At 40.6% G+C, this 19,712-nt stretch carries 18 protein-coding genes; all 18 read left to right on the plus strand.

Annotated elements, in window-relative coordinates; all coding sequences use genetic code 11:
- A partial coding sequence (locus tag AB1488_03490; protein ID MEW6409160.1) for an FAD-dependent oxidoreductase occupies nt 1-317 on the plus strand: 317 nt, incomplete at its 5' end.
- A gap of 54 nt (nt 318-371) precedes the next feature.
- The gene (locus AB1488_03495; protein MEW6409161.1) at nt 372-995 is read left to right on the plus strand and encodes a protein-L-isoaspartate(D-aspartate) O-methyltransferase; all 624 of its coding nucleotides are present in this window, start codon (nt 372-374) and stop codon (nt 993-995) included.
- Complete coding sequence (locus tag AB1488_03500; protein ID MEW6409162.1) at nt 995-1,573, plus strand: YqaA family protein; 579 nt, start codon at nt 995-997, stop codon at nt 1,571-1,573. The genes AB1488_03495 and AB1488_03500 overlap by 1 nt, the downstream gene beginning before the upstream one ends.
- Before the next feature lie 91 nt (nt 1,574-1,664).
- Complete coding sequence (locus AB1488_03505) at nt 1,665-2,189, plus strand: isochorismatase family cysteine hydrolase (protein ID MEW6409163.1); 525 nt, start codon at nt 1,665-1,667, stop codon at nt 2,187-2,189.
- Nucleotides 2,190-2,271: 82 nt separating this feature from the next.
- The gene (locus tag AB1488_03510) at nt 2,272-3,447 is read left to right on the plus strand and encodes a nicotinate phosphoribosyltransferase (protein MEW6409164.1); all 1,176 of its coding nucleotides are present in this window, start codon (nt 2,272-2,274) and stop codon (nt 3,445-3,447) included.
- A gap of 76 nt (nt 3,448-3,523) precedes the next feature.
- The gene (locus tag AB1488_03515) at nt 3,524-4,879 is read left to right on the plus strand and encodes a hypothetical protein (protein MEW6409165.1); all 1,356 of its coding nucleotides are present in this window, start codon (nt 3,524-3,526) and stop codon (nt 4,877-4,879) included.
- A gap of 233 nt (nt 4,880-5,112) precedes the next feature.
- Nucleotides 5,113-5,493, plus strand: coding sequence for a prepilin-type N-terminal cleavage/methylation domain-containing protein (locus AB1488_03520; protein MEW6409166.1), 381 nt, complete (start codon nt 5,113-5,115; stop codon nt 5,491-5,493).
- Nucleotides 5,494-5,560: 67 nt separating this feature from the next.
- The gene (locus AB1488_03525; protein MEW6409167.1) at nt 5,561-7,561 is read left to right on the plus strand and encodes a tetratricopeptide repeat protein; all 2,001 of its coding nucleotides are present in this window, start codon (nt 5,561-5,563) and stop codon (nt 7,559-7,561) included.
- Nucleotides 7,558-9,636 carry a DUF2723 domain-containing protein gene (locus AB1488_03530; GenBank protein ID MEW6409168.1) on the plus strand — a complete coding sequence of 693 codons (2,079 nt, stop codon included), beginning with the start codon at nt 7,558-7,560 and terminating at the stop codon, nt 9,634-9,636. The genes AB1488_03525 and AB1488_03530 overlap by 4 nt, the downstream gene beginning before the upstream one ends.
- Nucleotides 9,637-9,660: 24 nt before the next feature.
- Nucleotides 9,661-10,233, plus strand: coding sequence for a hypothetical protein (locus tag AB1488_03535; GenBank protein ID MEW6409169.1), 573 nt, complete (start codon nt 9,661-9,663; stop codon nt 10,231-10,233).
- 79 nt (nt 10,234-10,312) lie between these two features.
- Complete coding sequence (locus tag AB1488_03540) at nt 10,313-10,645, plus strand: hypothetical protein (GenBank protein ID MEW6409170.1); 333 nt, start codon at nt 10,313-10,315, stop codon at nt 10,643-10,645.
- Between the two features lie 199 nt (nt 10,646-10,844).
- On the plus strand, nt 10,845-13,043 hold the full coding sequence (locus tag AB1488_03545) for a TonB-dependent receptor (protein MEW6409171.1): 2,199 nt from the start codon (nt 10,845-10,847) through the stop codon (nt 13,041-13,043).
- A 17-nt stretch (nt 13,044-13,060) separates the two neighbouring features.
- A complete protein-coding gene (locus AB1488_03550) occupies nt 13,061-14,068 on the plus strand; it encodes a hypothetical protein (protein MEW6409172.1) in 1,008 nt (335 codons plus the stop codon).
- A complete protein-coding gene (locus AB1488_03555) occupies nt 14,065-15,042 on the plus strand; it encodes a 4Fe-4S binding protein (GenBank protein MEW6409173.1) in 978 nt (325 codons plus the stop codon). The genes AB1488_03550 and AB1488_03555 overlap by 4 nt, the downstream gene beginning before the upstream one ends.
- An 11-nt stretch (nt 15,043-15,053) precedes the next feature.
- Entirely contained in the window at nt 15,054-16,775 is a 1,722-nt protein-coding gene (locus tag AB1488_03560; protein ID MEW6409174.1) for a TonB-dependent receptor, read from the plus strand.
- Nucleotides 16,776-16,801: 26 nt separating this feature from the next.
- On the plus strand, nt 16,802-18,133 hold the full coding sequence (locus AB1488_03565; GenBank protein ID MEW6409175.1) for a double-cubane-cluster-containing anaerobic reductase: 1,332 nt from the start codon (nt 16,802-16,804) through the stop codon (nt 18,131-18,133).
- Between the two features lie 7 nt (nt 18,134-18,140).
- The gene (locus tag AB1488_03570; protein ID MEW6409176.1) at nt 18,141-18,998 is read left to right on the plus strand and encodes an acyl-CoA dehydratase activase; all 858 of its coding nucleotides are present in this window, start codon (nt 18,141-18,143) and stop codon (nt 18,996-18,998) included.
- Complete coding sequence (locus tag AB1488_03575; protein ID MEW6409177.1) at nt 18,998-19,690, plus strand: sulfite exporter TauE/SafE family protein; 693 nt, start codon at nt 18,998-19,000, stop codon at nt 19,688-19,690. The genes AB1488_03570 and AB1488_03575 overlap by 1 nt, the downstream gene beginning before the upstream one ends.
- The last annotated feature ends 22 nt before the right edge of the window (nt 19,691-19,712 follow it).

The following is a 19,712-nucleotide window of genomic DNA, read 5'->3' on the forward strand; positions in this document are numbered from 1 at the left end:
CACCCACCTTAGAGGATGCGACACCTGGAGACCTGAGTTTTGTCTTACCATACCGTTATCTCTCTAATATTCTTGAGATGCTTGAAACCCTTGATAGGATTGCACCTGGGATAAACTCTACCCATACATTACTGTATGGTGTTGAGGTAAAATTCTACTCCATGCAGATTAAACTCAGCAGTCACCTCGAGACTGAGGTTATGAATCTCTTTGCGGTTGGTGACGGTGCTGGTGTAAGCAGGGGACTTGTGCAGTCATCAGTCTCAGGAGTAATAACAGCGAGGGAAATAATAAAAAGAATTCAAAATTCAAAATGAAAAATGCAAAATTGAGGTATTTCTTTGGAAGACTTTGAAACACTCAGAAACCTGATGGTTGAAAGCCAACTTAAAGCCCGTGGTATTAAGGATGAACGGGTCCTTGATGCAATGAGGAAGGTCCCACGCCATCTTTTCATAGATGAATGCTTATGGGATAGGGCGTATGATGACAATGCATTACCGCTTATCGAAGGTCAGACCATTTCACAGCCTTATATGGTGGCCCTGATGACAGAACTCTTAGAACTAAAGGGAGAGGAACGGACTCTTGAGATCGGAACAGGCTCAGGATATCAGGCTGCCGTATTAGCAGAACTGGCAAAAGAGGTGTACACCATAGAACGGATAGCATTACTCTCAATGAGGGCCCAGAAGGTTTTAGAGGCACTTGGTTATAAGAATATCTTTTTCAAGATAGCCAATGGAACTTATGGTTGGAAGGAAAATGCGCCCTTTGATGCAATAATGGTTACTGCTGGAACACCTGATACACCAAAAACCTTAGAAGAACAGCTCAAGATTGGGGGAAGACTTGTAGTACCTGTAGGGGATAGATATTCACAGATGTTGTTTAAGGTTGTAAGAACAATCTGGGGTTTTGAGAAGATACCTATTACTGGATGTATATTTGTTCCACTTGTTGGTGATTTTGGCTGGAAAAAGGAAGATATATAATGAAAAGTCTAAAATTATGGTTACTGAGATGGGCAGAATCACCTTATGGGACATGGGCACTTTTTCTGATTGCGTTTGCTGAATCATCTTTTTTCCCGATACCTCCGGATGTTCTCTTGATTGCACTGGCTATATCTATACCCTCAAGGTCATTTATTTATGCGTCAGTATGTTCTATTGGTTCTGTTCTTGGTGGGCTTTTCGGATATTTTATAGGCGTAGAGTTATTCAATCTTATCGGAGAGCCTATACTGCGTTTTTATGGTGCAATGGACAGATATTTTGAGATACAGGCTCTTTATAACAAATACGATGCGTGGGCTGTTGGGATCGCTGGTTTCACACCAATTCCCTATAAGGTATTCACCATAGCTGCTGGTGCATGCAAGATAGACCTCGCTGTCTTTACTATCGCCTCAGTCATCAGCAGATCAGCGAGGTTTTTTCTTGTTGCATCTCTAATATGGTATTTTGGTCCAAAAGTTAAGGATTTCATAGATAGATATTTTAATCTATTAACCATTGCGTTTGTTATACTCTTGATTCTTGGGTTTATCTTTTTGAGACTTGCTAACTGAAGATGAGGAAAGAAAATAGCCAAGGCATCTTGCTGAAGAAATTCAAAAATCAAAAATTTTGCATTTTTAGGTTATCACCGGGGGTGAATATATGGGTAAAGAAGCAGTGCTCATAATAGATATGCTTAATGACTTTGTGCTTGATAGGGCACCATTACAGGTTCCAGCTACAAAACATATCATACCCGATATAAAAGAAGAGATTAAAAAGGCAAGGGCATCAAAGATACCTGTGATATACATATGTGATAGCCATGAACCAGATGATAATGAGTTTTCAAGGTTTGGATGGCCACCACATGCAGTAAAAGGCACGGAAGGAGCTAAGGTAATAGAAGAATTAATACCAACAAAAGATGACATAATCATAGAGAAAAAGACATATTCGGGCTTTTACAACACTGAGCTTGATAAAAAACTCAAAGAATTGGGTATAACCACTCTATTACTGACAGGTTGTGTTACAAATATATGTATATTATTTACAGCATCAGATGCTGTATTGAGGGGTTATAATGTGAAGGTATTTGAAAATTGCGTAGCAGGACTGAACAAAGAAGACCATGATTTCGCTCTGAGACTGATGAGTGAAGTGCTTGGAATTAAGGTGCTGTAAGTTTGAGATGGCAGGGTTAGAAAACCCCGCCTATCGATAGGCGGGACATCCTTGTCCCGCAAAATCTTCTCGGAGGATTACCATGTTTCACACCGCTAACCCTAAGGATATATTAGAAGGCAAGATAACGGATGTCTATTTTGATAGGACATTGCAGATACTCAAGAAAAAGGGCATAGATAAAAAGGTTAAGGCTGAATTTATTGTTAAGAGCCTTCCTGGGGGATGGGAGTGGGCAGTCCTTGCAGGGATAGAGGAGTGCGCTGGACTCCTTAAAAGATTAAATGTGAATGTCAGGGCAATGAAGGAAGGGACGATATTCAAGCCATACCAGCCTGTTATGGAGATAGAAGGGATGTATACAGATTTTGGTGTCTATGAGACAGCCACTCTTGGACTCCTCTGTCAGGCATCTGGCATAGCCACCAAGTCTGCAAGGTGTAAGATGCTTGCTGGTGAAAAGAAGATAATCAGTTTTGGGGCAAGGAGGATGCATCCTATCCTTGCCCCCATGATTGAGAGAAACGCATATATTGGTGGTTGTGATGGTGTGGCTGTTATAAAGAGTGCTGAGCTGATAGAGGAAGAGCCAATAGGGACGATGCCGCATGCCTTGATTATAATTCTTGGTAGTTCACTTGCGGCTACAAAGGCATTTGATGAGGTTATCGAGCCACACATTAAGAGGGTTGCCCTTGTGGATACCTTTGAAGACGAGAAGTTTGAATCTATCAGAGCTGCAGAAGGGATGGGTGGAAAACTCTTTGCAGTAAGACTCGATACACCTTCTTCAAGGAGGGGAGACTTCTACAGAATTATAGAGGAAGTTCGCTGGGAACTCGACATCAGGGGATTCAAGGATGTCAAGATATTTGTGAGCGGAGGGATTAATGAAGAGGACATAGTAAGGTTAAATCCTGTTGTTGATGCCTATGGCATAGGCACATCTATAAGTAATGCCCCAGTTATTGATTTTGCAATGGACATAATAGAGGTTGAAGGTAAGCCGCTGGCAAAAAGGGGTAAGTGGTCAGGTTCAAAGAGTGTATTGAGATGTAATAAATGTTTCAAGGATAAAATAATACCATATACTACAGAGAAGATTTCCTGTGAATGTGGTGGTTACAACGAAGAACTGCTTATACCATTTATAATGGATGGTAAAATACTCTATAAGATGCCAAAACCGAGAGATATACGAAAGTATGTTCTATCACAGTGTAACAACCTCAGAGAATCGAAACTTGGAACAACCTGATAGTCGTAAACATGATCTGTCACTCAAGATTTCATCCCTGATTTTTCTCTTTGCTGTTGGGGTCTATCTGTTCTCAATGCCGAGCCCAGATGTAGATGTATGGGGGCTTCTTGCAACCGGACGATTTATCGTCGAAAATGGCACTGTTCCCTTTAATGATCCATTCTCTTTTACAGAAACAAAGGTTACATGGGTCTATCATGAATGGCTTTCAGGCGTGGTATTTTACCTGCTTTATAAAAATCTTACACCTGTTTCTATATATATTTTGAAGGTCGCCCTCGGAATAAGTATTTCTTTAATTATTATAAAAAGGGCAGTGGTCCTATCTCTGCCAAATACCTTATTCCTTGGCCTTGCAATTGCAGAGATAGGGATGGGTTTTGGACCACGACCACAGATATTTTCATATTTTTTCTTCACACTTACAATAATGGTTCTCGAGAATGCAAGGGTTAACAGGAATAACCTCTGGTTGTATCTTCTTATTCCCTTAATGCCTCTCTGGGCGAACCTTCATGGTGGTTTTATTGCAGGGATAGGCGTTATCCTTTTATACTCTACTGAAAGAGAGATGAGAATCCACTGTTTTGTGGTTGCAGCTTTATCCTTCATGGCAACCCTCATCAATCCATACGGTATTATCTACTGGAAATATCTATGGTATGCGATCACCCTACCGAGACCTCATATAACAGAGTGGCAATCCTTGATAGACGACCCCACATCATTCTTAAGGTTTGAATTTTTTTTATTAATTTCATTAATCTGGGTTTTGTTCAATCGAAAATCGTTTAAACTACCAGAATTGCTATGCCTGTTAGTTACAGCATACCTCTCGATAAGGCATGTGCGGCATACCCCCTTCTTTGCTATAACTGCTGCTATGTTCATTCCAAAAGTAAAATGGGATATATTTAAAAAAATAGAATTTCGTCCCCACATTAACAGGATAATTTCTATTATATTACTGATTCTTGCAGTTCGTTCATTATCATTTACATATTTAAACCATGTGGATACAGATAGATTCGCCCTTAGATGGATGCATGAACTCAATGAGGCAGATTTTCCAGTTATGGCAGTTAATTTTATTAAACAGAACTCGTTAAAAGGCAATCTTGCTGTAACATTTGAATGGGGAGAGTATTGCATATGGAAATTATATCCCGACATGAAGGTCTCATTTGACGGAAGATATGAGACAGCCTATTCAGAGAGGACAATAAAGGAGCACTGGGATTTCTACTTTGGTAAAAATAACTGGACTTACCATCTATCACTTGCAGATTATGTGCTTACTGAAAGAAACCTTCCCCCTTATGAATTACTAAAAAAAGAGACAGAAGGATGGGAGGTGGTTTATGAGGATAATATATCTGCAGTCTTTAAAAATAGGTCAGATATCATGCCTCGGCTATTTTCTGAGTGAGACAAATTTTGTCAATGAGATATTGACATAAATCGTCAATTCTGGTACTTATAGAAGATAACCTTGATAGAATTAATTGATTTATAAGCAATCTATACCTGGCACAGTTATTGCTTTAAAATATACTGGATGTATTTCTTTAAAGAGAAGGGAGGTGAGATAAAGTTAAGAAGAGGATTAAAGGATTAAGCCTAATCCTTATCGCTTAATCCTAAGTTAAAAAGGAGGAAATTATGTTTAAGGCAATCGCATTCAGAAGTGAAAAGAAGGAAAAGGGTTTTACCCTCGTTGAGCTGCTTATAGTCGTGGCCATCATTGGTATCCTCGCGGCGATCGCTATCCCCCAGTTTGCAGCATACAGACAGAGGGGCCACAGGGCGGCATTGAATGCTGATTTGAAGAACGCATTCACAGCCTCACAGGCATACCTTGCTGATTATCCTTCAGGAACAGCAGGCTCACCACAGCTTACCTCATATGGATATAAGCAAACCAGTGGTATAAGCATCACGAGTTCAAATATCACAGCAAGTAGTGGGACTGCTGTGTTGTCCTCTTCTAATCTTAGTGCCTCTGGGACAGTGAACTATGATGGCACAATAACAATGCCATAGTGTAGTATAAAGGATTAAGGGGTAAGGATTAAGTAAAAGGTTCTTACCCCTTTAATCCTTAATCCTTATGAGAAAGAAAGATTATACCCTCTGTCTATTAATATTTCTTTTATCATTTTTAATATTCGTTCCATCCCTCAGAAATGGATTCGTATGGGATGATGAGATAATTATTCAGTATGAACTGACGGGTAAAAAGACAATAACCGACCTTTTTAAACCATATATCGGAGGCAATTATCTCAGACCAGTAAGTGGATTAAGTTTTATCTTTGACCATACCATCTGGTATGATAATGCCACGGGATACCATCTTACCAATGTTTTGATACACTCTATAAGTTCAATGTTGGTGTTTGTATTAATCAGGCTACTTGGACTGCCAACTACGATTGCCTTTGTTATATCTATACTCTTTGCATTACATCCTGTTCATGCCGAATCTGTTGCCTGGGTATCTGGGAGAACAGATATATTAAGTACTATGTTCTTTTTGCTTTCTTTTATTGCTTATATCAAGTACAGAGAAAGTGGTGAGATTAAGGCGATCATCGCAGCATCCATCTTCTTTCTTTTCTCAGTCCTTTCAAAAGAGATTGGGATTTCTCTTATATTAATAATCCTTGCATACGAGTTGATGCTCATCCGGCATAAAGATAGTTCATCATTGTCCCAGACCGGGATTCCAGAGAAATCTACACTCGTTATTGTTGCATCAGCCTACATCATACCACTCGTAATATATACTGTCTTAAGAATGCTTTCTATCACACCTGAGAATGTAACAAGACCCTTTATGAAATTCTCAACCCCTTTAGCCGATGGTATAGTCTCATCATTTATCGCATTTGGCTTCTATATAAAATCATTCCTCTATCCATACCCTCCACATACCTTTATCGGAAATGTCCCTGATTCACTTTTTTATTTTATTGCAGGTATAATGTTTATCATCACTTCGCTCTACATTATAATCAGGTCTTTTCCTACAGGACAACTCAAAGATATTGCCTTCTGGATATTTTTTACCATTGTAACTCTCTCTCCATCCATTGTAGTGCTATTTATACCAAACATTTCAAATACACCACTTTCAGAGAGGTATATTTATCTTCCATCTATAGGGCTATGCGCAATGACAGTGCTTACTTATAGGAAATTAACCGCTGATATTTTTAAAAGAAACCATTTAGTAAACCCCGTTAGAAGACTCCGCCTTCTAACGGGAAGGCTCACACGGGGCATTAACCCCGTGTTCGCTCAAAAAGGAAAATTATTTTCATCCCCGCTGCAAGCCAAGTTAGAAGTTTTCTTTGGTAGATGTTCATGTCGTGATGATAATAGAGGCTCATTCAATAATGAACTTCTAACAGGGCAAGCAGCGGGGCATTCTAACGGGGTAAAAATTATCTCAGTGATTCTTGTAGTTTCAGTAGCCGGTATTTATTCGTATCAGGCAATTCAAAGAAGCATGCTATGGGAAGATAACAAGGTCTTCTGGGGGTCTATTGTGGATGGATCAAATCATTGGGCACCATTCCTTGGATATGGAAGGGCTCTCGGAATGGAAGGGAAAAGTGAAGATGCAAAAAGGTATCTTATGGCTGCCTATGTTAATGGTGGAAATGGTATTAGAGAACCAAAGGCGGTTATACTCAGCAATCTTGGATTGATACACATTGTAGCGAATGACTACAAAAAGGCAGAAGAGTATCTTGAGCAGGCTATAAAAACTATGCCCAGATTTACTGCATATAATAGTCTTGGTGTTTTATATATAAGATTATCCGAAGAGGAGTTTAATAAAAGTGGCAGATATAACAATGCCCATCTCAGGAAGGCAGAGTCTTTCTTAGAAAGTGCCCTCAGGATGAATCCTGACTATCTTCATGCCCATTATAACCTTGGCATCATTTACTACAGGCTCGGGATGATAGATAAATCAAAAGATGAATTTAGCAGGGTTATTGAAATCGATCCGAGGTCAAAACTTGCTCATACCTCTGCCTCTTTTTTATTGGAGATAGAAATTAAATCCATTAAATCAAAGGAAACATCCCGACTGTGATTCCAGTAGCCATCTTTCTGTTCACATTCCTTGTTTATTTATGGAATCTCTCCTCCAATCTCTACTGGTGGGATAGTGGTGAATTTGCTTTCTATTCTGCATTTCTCGGCATCTCACATCCAACAGGTTATCCCTTATACATGCAGATACTCAAGATGTTCAGTCTTTTGCCCCTTGGTTCACATCCATTTCTTGTAAATTTCGTCTCTGCATTAGGTGCATCTATCACAGTCCTGTTACTTTATAATATCTGTATAAAGCTAACTGAAAACAGGATTGCCTCTGTTAGTGCATCGCTTGTTCTATCGTTTTCCCCTATCTTCTGGTCAAAGGCAGAGGTTGCAGAGGTTTATACCATCCAGACAGCAATAATTCTATCTGTAGTTTATATCGCTATCAGATGGTCGGAGGACAGAAGACAAAACACCCCCTCCCTAACCCTCCCCCCTCGATGGGGAGGGCAGGGGTGGGGGGGAGACTCCGAACTCCGAACTCCGAACGATGAACGATCAACAGACACAAGACTGTTACTCCTGTGTTCTTTTGTAATTGGTCTCGGTGTTACGCACCATATGTCAAGCGTTCTGCTCATTCCTGCCTTTCTGTGTTATATCTACCTTGTAGATAGAAAGAGAATCATAAATCTGAAAAAAATCTTCCTTATCGTCGCATTTTTCATTGCAGGGTTTACACCGTATATCTATATATGGATACGTTCCTTCCTTGATGCGCCATTTAATTATGCAAGGTTTTATTCCGTAGATCTCGCTACGATAAGTGGAATGTACTGGTTACTATCTGGAAAGCTATTCAGGTATGAGATGTTATCAGTGGGGTTCTCAGGTTTATTAAGTAGTGCAGGGTTCTTTGTAAATTCCCTTATCGTTGAATTTCTATACATCGGAGCCATTCTCGGTATAACAGGGCTGGTATATATTTATAAACGCTCCCGTCAGATCTTTTTATTGCTGACACTTGTTTTTCTTGCACTTTCTGGATTCGTGATTGTCTACAAGGTTGCTGATATACACGATTTTTTTATCATGCCATTTTCAATATGGGGGATATGGGTTGCAGTAGGCATAGATGCTGTCTCGAAAATGTTGAACAGATTGAGAGATAGGTGGAGGAGGGGATTGAGGTATATTTACATTTCTGGCATAATCTTTTTCGCTTTTTTCCATCTGGTCAATAACTTCTCTGATATGGATTTCAACAGGGAAAGTTACGCAGACGGATATGTAAGGGATGTATTGGAGTCTGTTGAACCAAACTCACTCTTATTTGTAACGCCGACAAGCACATTTGCCTTTTTGTATTCCCGTTATATAAGTGGTATCAGACCAGATGTTGAGTTCCTTGATTACAGTGGTGCTTATATCAGAGAACGAAACTACCTTGCCACACGTATGGAACCAAACTCTGAGCTTTTTATACATCTATTGTATAGAGATTTCAAAGAAAGGATGAATAACATCCTTACTGATTCGATTAAATGGCGTCCTGTATACATATCGAGGAATGAAGATTTTTTGAATGACAGATTCTTTAAAGAAGGAGTCAGTGAGGGGTTGATAAGACTATATGAGAAACAACCTCCTGCAATTGTAAATAAAATTACGTCAGATGCTATAAGAACAGATATTGTATTCAATGATAATCTGAGACTTTATGGCTTCTGGGTACCATTAGAATTAAGAGAAGGAGGAATATTCAGAGTAAGGTTTTACTGGCAACCAATACAGAGGATAGATAGAGAATATGTCATCATACTCTTTTTCAGTGGGGGGAATACCGATAAATTGGAGAATTCATCGGTTTCATTCTATATCGGATGCACAATGGGTTATGGTATTTACTCGCCTAAGGGGTGGAAAATCGGTAAAGTGATTGAGGAAGATTATGATCTCTGGGTAAAGCCGTATATAAGGTCAGGGAGATATAACCTCTATGTAGGGGTCTTTGATGTAGAAGAATATTATTCAACTCCTCCTTCACAGAGGAGATTAAGACTTCACAGGGTAGGAGAGGTCAACATCTCTGAAGGCAAGGGCATAAAACATCCATGGGATTGATGAGTAGACTATAACAGGTTGACAGTGGAGAGTCGTAGATACTTTAAGAGAATTGTTGGTGCATTATCTGTGATAATAGTAATCCTGCTAATGATTACACTCAGGGTGTATCACGGTTCGTGGAGCGAATATACCAGAGGAATAGAGTCAATTAAAAAAGGTGATTACACGGCTGCTGTTAAACATTTCGAAAAGTCTGTACGCTGGTATCTGCCAATGAATGGGTATAACAGAGATTCGGTAAAACAGCTCTTTAATATCGCCGAGGAGGCTCAGAAGAGAGAAGATTCAGGTCTCTCGATAAAGGCATATAACGCTCTGATATCTGCGCTCAGCACTATCAGTATTGTATATAATCCATATCCTGATGAACTCAAAAAAGCAAGAGAAGGTAATGAGTATCGAGATTATCTTCCGAACAGATTGTGGTCAGCAGTCTCTGTTCTTTCCTTCTTTGCATACATCTCAGGGATTATCGCCATTATATTTTATGGTTTCAGAACGGATGGGAGTATAAAAAAGAAGTCATTCGCCATTTTACTTGGTATAACAGTCATGCTCTTTATTATATGGATTTTAGGATTAACAAAGGCATAGATTGGTAATGTTTTTACCCAAAATTAGGTCTTGACTTTCATAATAAAGTGGTATTATGATTTAGGCACGGTGAGGTTTTATGCAAGATAAAAAGTTAATCACACTAATCTGCATAGCATTTTTAATAATCAACATCATAGCACCTGTGATTTACCAGATTCATAATAATGGGGCGATTGATAAGGTTATTTTTGATAATCCTGCAGGATTTACCGTGTTTTCGCCATTAAATACTTGTGAGAAACCTACTGATACTATCATCTCATCAGATGGTAGCACGATGTTTTTAATGCCAGCCTATCCGTCTATACAGATGTTTATAAACTGCACATATCTAACTGGCACTGCCTATACTCCAATTTATGAGGCAGGGCTGTCCACAATAGAAAAACCACCAAGATATTCCGCATAAGTCTCCCACAATTCAGGATTAAGGATTTAATAGTTAATCTTAATCCTTGTCCTTTAATCACTTTTTAAACATGAGGAAGGACTTTACCTCCCTTAGGTTCTTCCTTAAATAGGGGATACCCGGAAGATGCAGAGGATACTTCGCGGGTATCCCTGGATAAAGGCATGGACGGGAAAAACAATCATGAGAAAGGATGCCAATGAAAAAATCGGTTATATTACTTACGCTAATATCTGTATTGTTGATTTATGCAGAAATTTATGCTGATGAAAAGAAAGGGAATATCCAGCAGCTTGAGGAAATTGTGGTAACGGCCACGAGGACAGAGAAGGAGATGGAAACCGCACCGGGAAGTGTTTCGGTCGTTACAAAAGATGACATTGAAAAGAGAAATATTAAGTCTGTTGACGAGGCATTAAATACCACCCCAGGGGTCTACCACCACCGCACCAAAGGTTTTATGGATAGTATTCCGTACGTTGCTTTAAGGGGGATTCCAGGGTCTTACAGGACATTGGTTATGGTGGATGGTATAACCCTTAATGATGCCTACTCAGGTGCTATTAAACCCGGAGGATTTGCACCCGAGGATATTGAAAGGATAGAGGTTGTGAAAGGGCCTTTCTCGAGCCTTTACGGTGGTTATGCTATGGGAGGAGTTGTAAATATCATAACAAAGATGCCTGAAAAGAGGGAATTTACTCTAAAAACAGGCTATGGATCCAGTTGGGACAGGGGAGACGCCATGGATGACGTGAGAAAATATTATCTCTCTTATGGCGATAAGTTTAAAGATAAGGTGAGCCTGTTTGTAAGCTATGGATATAAGACAACCGGCGGTTATCCATCGGATCTTAATGTTCAAAGTAGCCAGCCGACAGCAGGCATTACAGGCTGGTCTTATACAACAAGCAATCAGGGTTATACAAGATATTTAATCGGAGACAAAGGAGACAACAGGTGGTGGGATGATAATATCACATTAAAAGCAGGATATGACTTCTCTAAAACATCTAAGGTTAATCTCTCATTCATGAGCACACGCTTTGAATGGAATTATGATGAGCCGCATACATATTTGAGGGATGCGGCAGGCAATAAAGTGTGGTCATATGGGACAGTGAAGGAAGCTTCTTTTCTTACAGGCTCTGGAGGCGGGATAAAGAATGTTTATAATCTCAGCTATGAAACGCAGTTTTCGGATGTAAAGGCAAAACTTTCGTTGGGGCTTGTTGAACAGGGAAAAAACTGGTATGTAACACCAGGCAGCACTGTTTCAACAACCCGTTCAGGCGGGCCTGGCACGGTCAACGAGACACCAGGTAACAGTTATAATGCTGACCTCCAATTCACCTTGCCTGTTTTTGAAAGGCATATTCTCACCTTTGGCGGCTCTTTTAGACATGGCCAGGCGGATACAGAGAAGTATAATCTCACAAACTGGAAGGATGAAGAATCGAAGACAACCCTTTCCTATCAGGCAAAGGGAAAGGACAGGACATATGCCGTTTTCGTTCAGGATGAAATAATGATTCTCGACAATCTCACCGCATACATTGGATTCAGGCAGGATTGGTGGGAGACATATGACGGGTATGTAAATCAAGTAGGCACTGCCGGTTATCCAAAGAATTACGATTTAAGAGACGCATCATCTTTCAGTCCAAAGGCTGCACTCGTTTATAAGCCCTTTGAAAAGACGACTTTAAGGACATCCATTGGCAAGGCATTCAGACCGCCCACAGTTTATGAACTTTACGCGACATCGATATTCTCGGGAATCACCTATGCAGGAAATCCTGACTTAAAGCCAGAGACTACAACTTCATGGGATATAGGTGTAAAGCAAGGGCTATGGAAAGGGGCAAAGATAGGAATTACGTATTTTGAAAATTATCTGGAAGATCTCATCTACAGTCAAACGGTTACTCCTACTTATTGGGAACGGATAAATGCAGGAAAGGCTGAAAGTAAAGGTGTAGAGCTTGAGGCTGAGCAGAGATTTGAAAAATGGCTGAGGCTTTTTGCCAACTTTACTTATAACGACGGGAAGATAACAGAGAATGAGGTAAAGCCTAAAACGGTTGGTAAAAGACTATTATATCTTCCAGAGAAAATGTTTAATATGGGAGCGGATATTGAAAAAGGTCCTTTCTCATCTTCTATAACCGGTCGGTATGTAGGCAAGAGATATACAGATGATGAAAACAGGGATGTGGTGAATAACGTCTATGGCTCGCATGACCCCTATTTTACGGCAGATGCAAAGGTTTCATATAAAATTACAAAATTCGCCTCTGTTTCTCTATCTGTAGATAACATCTTTGATAGAGATTATTTTGCTTTCTATAAAGCCCCTGGAAGGTCATGGTTTGGAGAGGTGACATTAAGGTTTTAATAAAGGAGGATAGAACAATGTGGCTCCTTTTGAAGTTATTGGTTGTAATTCTGTCCATTATCGGCTGTGTTAGTCACTCTTTTGCAGGATTCGAAGAGGCGATATACCTCTTCGAAAATCCTCCTGCAGGTCACGGAGAAGGTCACAAAGGCGACAGAGGCGATGAACATTCAGAGCACAGGGCCGGGATTGTAAATGGGAAAGGGATGAAAGATATACTCTGGCTTGAGACAAAAGCAGATTCATCTTATGTGGGAACAGAGCGGATAATTGAGGTTAGATTTGGCAAATTCCCGGGGCTGCTAAAGAAAGATGATGATATCGGCAATACGCTGTTATGGGCAAAGACCGGCAGCAGCATATCTGAATTAAGGCTTCAAAAACAACGGGATGAATATATTGTAAAAATAGCTCCTGAATCTGCTGGATATTACACTGTTGCCGCCTATGCAGATTTTGGCATCAGAGATAAATTCCATACCTGCTACTTTTCAAAGGTAGATTTTCCTTTTTATGGCCGGCGTGGAGGCGAGAAGTATGAACCAATAATATTTGATAAGGATAAGCTTCCCCTTGAGATATTAATCATAAATGAGGCCAAACATAACCGGAGATATACAGGTGATGAACTAACTGTCAGGGTTTTGTATAGAGGAAGGCCTCTGTCAGATGCAGAGTTATGTCTGATTACTGATAGTGGCTGGACAAAGGGGATAAGAACAGATGCTAATGGTGAAGGGAGGTTTGCCTTGCTGACTGACAGGGCTATCTTGTTAAAAGAGCATAATCATAATGCTGTTATGAAATATATGTTCTGGGTGGAACATACTGATAATAATAAGGGAAAAGGTTATAAGGGGAACAGGTATATATCAACATTGGTCATAAGTGTATACCCTTCCCCTCATGCGTGGGAGAGTAGCAAGGTGGGTTACCTGACAGTCCTTGCCACTACCCTTATTGTCGGGCTGGGTGTTTCCTTAAGGCGTTACCTCAGACGCAGAGATAGCAAGAGGGGAAGATGAATGTAAGCAGATTAAGGCAGTTTATCCAGATTATAGCCTTCGGATTACTGGTCTATGGGGGGCTTATTAATATTGATTTAACACATTATCTCCCTGTGTATTCATGCACCTTCAATGACGCCAAGGGAGGTTCATGCTTCCTTGCAGGGCTGCAGTGTATTTTAACAAAACCATTTAACCAATATTCACTGGACAACTGGTGGCCCCTTTTAAGATTAACAAAATGGATCCTTTATACAGTACTCTTTTTTGTCGTTCTGAATAAGGCATGGTGTGGCTGGCTCTGCCCCCTCGGCACTATTTCGGATTGGTTCACTATTTTAAGGAAAAAAATTAATATAGAGTTTACCAGATTTTCATGGCTAAGACATGATAAGCTGAAGTCCATAAAATATATCCTTCTAATTTTATTGATATTTATTATACCGATAGGGATTGGCAATTCCTTATTTAGTATGCCAAAGATCACCCATGATTTACACGTAGCTTACTGCCAGATATGTCCGGCAAAACCAGTTATTCCACTTTTTATGGGTGATTTTAGACAGTTCTTCATCAACTTTAAAAATACAACGACAATTGTCATGTCCATGCTGGGTATGACCCTTCTGGGTGTGTTCCTGGCAGGGGCTTTTGTTAAGAAGAGGTTCTGGTGTGCCTATTGTCCTATTGCAGCCTTTACCTCGCTTTTTGACAATCTTGGATTAATGCAGCTTAAAAAAGATGGACAGAGGTGCACTAAATGCGGGAATTGCTCTCGGGTGTGTGATATGGAAATCAGGGAGATATCTGAAGAGAGGGATAGAGAGAATATAATAACCCAGGATTGTTCATTGTGTATGAAATGTGTTGAGGCATGCCCTGAGGACAAGGCGCTTAAGGTTACTTATCTGGGAAAGGCAATATTTACAGCAAGCAATGAGGGTTTTCTGAGGCGTCAAGGAATTTTGGAGAAAAACTCGCAAACAAGGTGAAAAGACTTTTTATGATATTAATCTTTTGCCATATATTGATCGGAAATACCTGCGGAGAGGAATCAGATATGAAACCCCGCACCAGAGAAATCTTGGTGCGGGGTGAACTGGTAATTACACAGGAAGAGATAAAGTCTCTTTCTGTGCATACACTGGTTGAGTTGCTCAATCAACTCCCCGGGGTAAGTGCGACTGAGTCCTCGATTAGCCTGCAGGGGGCTCCGACCAAACAGGTATTGGTGCTTCTGGACGGCAGACCCCTGACCGACCCTGTCTCCGGCGGGGTAGATCTGAAAGGGATTTCGGTATATAGCATTGAGAGGATAGAAATCATAAAAGGGGCCGGGGCAGTGCTTTATGGGGATAATACAACCGGAGGCGTTGTTCTTATTACTACCAAAAAAGCCCACATCACATATAAAAATAGGATAGAAGCTTCATATGGCTCCTTTAATACTCAAAGATACGATTTTGATCTTGGTACAGAGGTAAAGGCTACAGGGTTATCCCTGTCAGGAAATTATAAGAGCAGTGATGGACATCGAAAAAATAGCGATAGTAAGACCTATGGAGGAAAAATTGGCATCAACTCCATGCTAAGTAAGGAAATTGACCTACGGCTGTCCTTGAACTATTCCGGGGAGGAAATAGGATATCCTGGTAGAACCTTTGACCCTACTCCTCTGGCTCGGTCTGAAAAACAAGGCTGGGGAACAACCTTATTGCTGAAATATAAAGGGCTAAATAGCCGCATTTATTACACTGGTTTTGATGAACATTATAATGACCCAGACAATAAAATAGAGAACGATTTAAAAAGCCAAATAATGGGACAAGATCTCAAATGGGAAGGAGATTTACCCAGGATTGGTGCTATTCTGCTGGGTCTGAATGGTGAGCTGCGCTGGGCTGAGGCAACTACCATCGGGAAACATGATGAGAATCAGTTCAGTATTTATGGAAGCAAGGAAATTGGCGTGGGGGGTTGGCCCTTAAGCATGAGGCTGGGCCTGAGGCTCAATAAACATTCTGATTTTGGTTCCTCCTATAATCCTGAGGTGGGAATATTTTATAAGCTGAAAGGTTGGGAAGCAGGCATTCAGGTGAATAGGTCTTCCAATACCCCCACTTTTAGACAGAGGTATTACGAGAGTACCTTTACAAAGGGCAATCCTGATTTAGGAATGGAGCAGGCCACCAATTATCAGTTGAACCTATCCGCCAAATTCAGGGAGTCCTTCAGCTGGTCTGCTATTGCCTTCTGGAGCCAGATAGCGGATGGAATTACTACTGTAAAGGGAACAGACGGAATATATCGCTATGCAAATATAAGCTCCAGCAGCCGTAAAGGAGCGGAGGGAAGTTTTGACTGGAAGGTTGTGGAGTGGATGGGCATAAATGCTTCCTATATATATCTTATTGCCAAGGATGAGGATACCGGCCTTTTTCTGACCCATAAGCCCAAGCATAATGCTAATTTTAATATTCGCTTATCAAAATGGGATGGTTCATTGATTTTCAGAGGCAAATATGTGGATCGGCGTTTTGATGACAGCGCCAACACTGAGGTACTGAATAGTTACTTTGTGGCTGATGCTAAATTAGCCTATCAGATCAACAAGGTAAACCTATTTTTTGAAGTTAATAACCTGTTTGATAAAGTGTATTATGCACATCTTGGTTATCCCTCTGAAGGAAGAACCTATACAGCAGGCTTGAGTTGTGAGTTTTAATCTGATACAGGAATAAGGAGAAATGAATGCAGTTAAAAGATGAGGGCATAAAAAAGGATCATACAGTCAGGATGCAAAAACGCCTCAGGCTTCATCTTGCTATGTCAACCAGAGAACTGCTTGATAAGATGAAAGATGATAATATCCGACCACAAATGATGGCATACTTTGATAAAAGGTTTAAGACCCTTTATGAAAACAACGGAGATTTAATAAAGACAAAAGATAGGCAGAAGGTTATTGGTGTCTACTGCATGTTTGTGCCCGAGGAGTTAATATATGCCGCTGGAGCAGTTCCTGTACGACTATGTGCCGGTGCTTATGATTCGATAGATGTCGGAGGAGATTTTTTGCCTGACATCGCCTGCCCTATAATCAAATCAACTATTGGCCTCTGGCACTTACAGATACTTCCATTTTACAACTCCTGCGATGTGGTTATAATACCTGCTACCTGCGACTGGAAGACAAAGCTTGGGGAGATTATAAAGGAATATGTATCTGTCTGGATGCTGGATGTACCGCGCATCAAAGAAACAGAGGCATCACACCGCCACTGGCTGACCGAGGTCAAGGAATTAAAGCGAAAGATCGAAAAACTGACCGGCATAAAGATAACGAGAAGAAGATTACGTCAGGCTATCAAAACTGTTCAAGGCGCACAGGCAGAATTCCGCCGATTCTATAAAATCAGGATGGCAGAGATGCCAGTAATAAATGGAAGGGATGCCTTGCTGATTATGAATGCATACTTCTATGAGACGGCTGAGAACTGGACCGAAGCAGTCAGGGCGATAAACGATGAGCTGGAAGAGCGGTTACAAAAAGGGGTTCATGTCTGCAAGAGGACAGCCCCACGTATAATGCTAACAGGGGCGCCAATAATATTCCCAAATTACAAGCTCCCTAACATCATTGAGGAAATGGGAGGTATCATAGTTACCGATGAACTTTGTAACTCTAATCGATATATCTATGACATGATAGCTGTTGATGAGCCTTTGATGTTTGATATCTTAGCTGGTATTGCCGAGAGATACCTACTCCCTTGCAGTTGCCCTATATTTACTACCACTGAAGACAGGATAAAGCGTATTCTGCAAATGATAGACGATTTTAGAGTGGAAGGACTGGTCTACCACGTACTAAAAGGGTGTCATCCCTATGATCTGGAGGCTATAAGGATAGAGAATGCCCTAAAAGAGAAAGGAATTCCAATGCTGAAGATAGAAACCGATTATAGTCCTGAAGATATTGAACAACTCCGCACCCGAATAGAAGCCTTTTTAGAGACCATTAAAGGGATGAGACATACAAGCGAAAAAATTCCTGCTCCATTAGTTTTAGAAAGGAGATGATAGAAAAATGGAATATTATATAGGGATAGATGTCGGCTCCTCATTTACAAAACTGGCCCTGATAGATGAAAGCAGGGTATTGAGTCATAAGGTTGTACCTACTGGTGTAAATTGTCAGGAAACAACTGTGAGGTCATTAAAGGAGCTTTTAGATGAGTTTAAGATTCCCGATATGGCTATAAACCCCGCACCACGTGTTAAAACACGGGGCTTTACGGGGTGCGGGGTAAAATATATTGTGTCTACCGGTTATGGAAGGAGGCTGATAAATGTCGCTAATGATACCATCAGTGAGATAACTGCTAATGCCACCGGTGCACAGTGGTTAGGCAAATCTGCAGGGTGTGTGAGGACAATCATAGATATTGGCGGGCAGGACAGTAAAGTCATTGCCCTCGATGAGAAGGGTGTCACTAAAAACTTTGCTATGAATGACAAATGCGCTGCCGGTACAGGAAGATTTCTGGAGAATATGGCCAGGATACTGGAAATAAACATAACAGATTTAGGTGATTTATCCCTGCAGGCAAAAATCCCTGTGAAGATAAACAGCACCTGCACTGTCTTTGCCGAATCAGAGGTAATATCTCTTCTGGCAAGGGGTAAAGCAAAGCCGGAGATTATTGCCGGGCTTCATTATTCTATTGCCAAACGGATAGTTAGATTAGTCAAAAGGATTGGTATAGAAGATATGGTCTTCTTTGACGGCGGCCCTGCCTTAAATAATGGTTTAGTTAAGGCGATGGAGGATGAATTAGCAAGGGGAATCTATGTCCCACCTACTCCGCAGATTACTACAGCAATCGGGGCAGCCCTGATAGCTAAAGAGGCATTCTTAAAAGAAGTCCATTCAGGGAGCTATTAATGAATAACCAGGAGCTTTTACCTTATATTGATTTCTTTAAAGGTTTTGCAAACCCTTATCTGGGTGTGCTTATTGCAGGTCTTTTTTATGGAATGACCCTATGCAGTTTTTCGTGTCTGCCTTATATAGGCACATATATAATAGGCACACAGGAGGGGTTTAGTAAGGGGTTTAAGGCCACCATTATATTTTCCATCTCCAGGATTGCTACTTATACCTTGTTGGGAGGATTATGCGGATATATAGGAAGTGTTATCCTGAAGGAGATAAATCCAGGGCTAATATTGCTTATAACAGGTGTAGTTATATTCCTGATAGGTATCATCGTTATCTTAAAGCCCCTTCAGACCTGTCCACAAAATGGTCATAAAATAAAAAAGACGATATCCTTTAAAAACCCTTTTTTGCATTTAATTTCCATGGGGGTAGTAATCAGCCTGATCCCGTGTTTACCTCTCACGGCCGTCTTGTTATATTCCTCAACAACACAGTCTATCTTTACAGGTGGACTTATAGCGCTGATGTTCAGCATCGGGACATCTATATCTCCTTTATATCTTTTTGGAGGTGCGGCAGGATGGTTTTCCAAAAAAATAAGACTTGAGATCCCTCAACACAAGGGTTTAATGCAGAGAATAAGCGGGGGGATTTTAGTTTTCTTAGGAGCTAAGTTGTTGTATGGGGCTTTTTAATGGTAGTAACAGGAATAAGAAT

It is taken from the genome of Nitrospirota bacterium, assembly GCA_040756155.1.
In the GTDB taxonomy this organism is placed as follows: Bacteria; Nitrospirota; Thermodesulfovibrionia; order JACRGW01; family JBFLZU01; genus JBFLZU01.

Coding starts and splice junctions, on each gene's coding strand:
- AB1488_03500 (MEW6409162.1), top strand. CDS start 995: ATGAAAAGTCTAAAATTATGGTTACTGAGATGGGCAGAATCACCTTAT.
- AB1488_03495 (MEW6409161.1), top strand. CDS start 372: ATGGTTGAAAGCCAACTTAAAGCCCGTGGTATTAAGGATGAACGGGTC.
- AB1488_03570 (MEW6409176.1), top strand. CDS start 18,141: ATGGAATATTATATAGGGATAGATGTCGGCTCCTCATTTACAAAACTG.
- AB1488_03545 (MEW6409171.1), top strand. CDS start 10,845: ATGAAAAAATCGGTTATATTACTTACGCTAATATCTGTATTGTTGATT.
- AB1488_03550 (MEW6409172.1), top strand. CDS start 13,061: ATGTGGCTCCTTTTGAAGTTATTGGTTGTAATTCTGTCCATTATCGGC.
- AB1488_03575 (MEW6409177.1), top strand. CDS start 18,998: ATGAATAACCAGGAGCTTTTACCTTATATTGATTTCTTTAAAGGTTTT.
- AB1488_03525 (MEW6409167.1), top strand. CDS start 5,561: ATGAGAAAGAAAGATTATACCCTCTGTCTATTAATATTTCTTTTATCA.
- AB1488_03520 (MEW6409166.1), top strand. CDS start 5,113: ATGTTTAAGGCAATCGCATTCAGAAGTGAAAAGAAGGAAAAGGGTTTT.
- AB1488_03555 (MEW6409173.1), top strand. CDS start 14,065: ATGAATGTAAGCAGATTAAGGCAGTTTATCCAGATTATAGCCTTCGGA.
- AB1488_03515 (MEW6409165.1), top strand. CDS start 3,524: ATGCCGAGCCCAGATGTAGATGTATGGGGGCTTCTTGCAACCGGACGA.
- AB1488_03565 (MEW6409175.1), top strand. CDS start 16,802: ATGCAGTTAAAAGATGAGGGCATAAAAAAGGATCATACAGTCAGGATG.
- AB1488_03560 (MEW6409174.1), top strand. CDS start 15,054: ATGATATTAATCTTTTGCCATATATTGATCGGAAATACCTGCGGAGAG.
- AB1488_03510 (MEW6409164.1), top strand. CDS start 2,272: ATGTTTCACACCGCTAACCCTAAGGATATATTAGAAGGCAAGATAACG.
- AB1488_03540 (MEW6409170.1), top strand. CDS start 10,313: ATGCAAGATAAAAAGTTAATCACACTAATCTGCATAGCATTTTTAATA.
- AB1488_03505 (MEW6409163.1), top strand. CDS start 1,665: ATGGGTAAAGAAGCAGTGCTCATAATAGATATGCTTAATGACTTTGTG.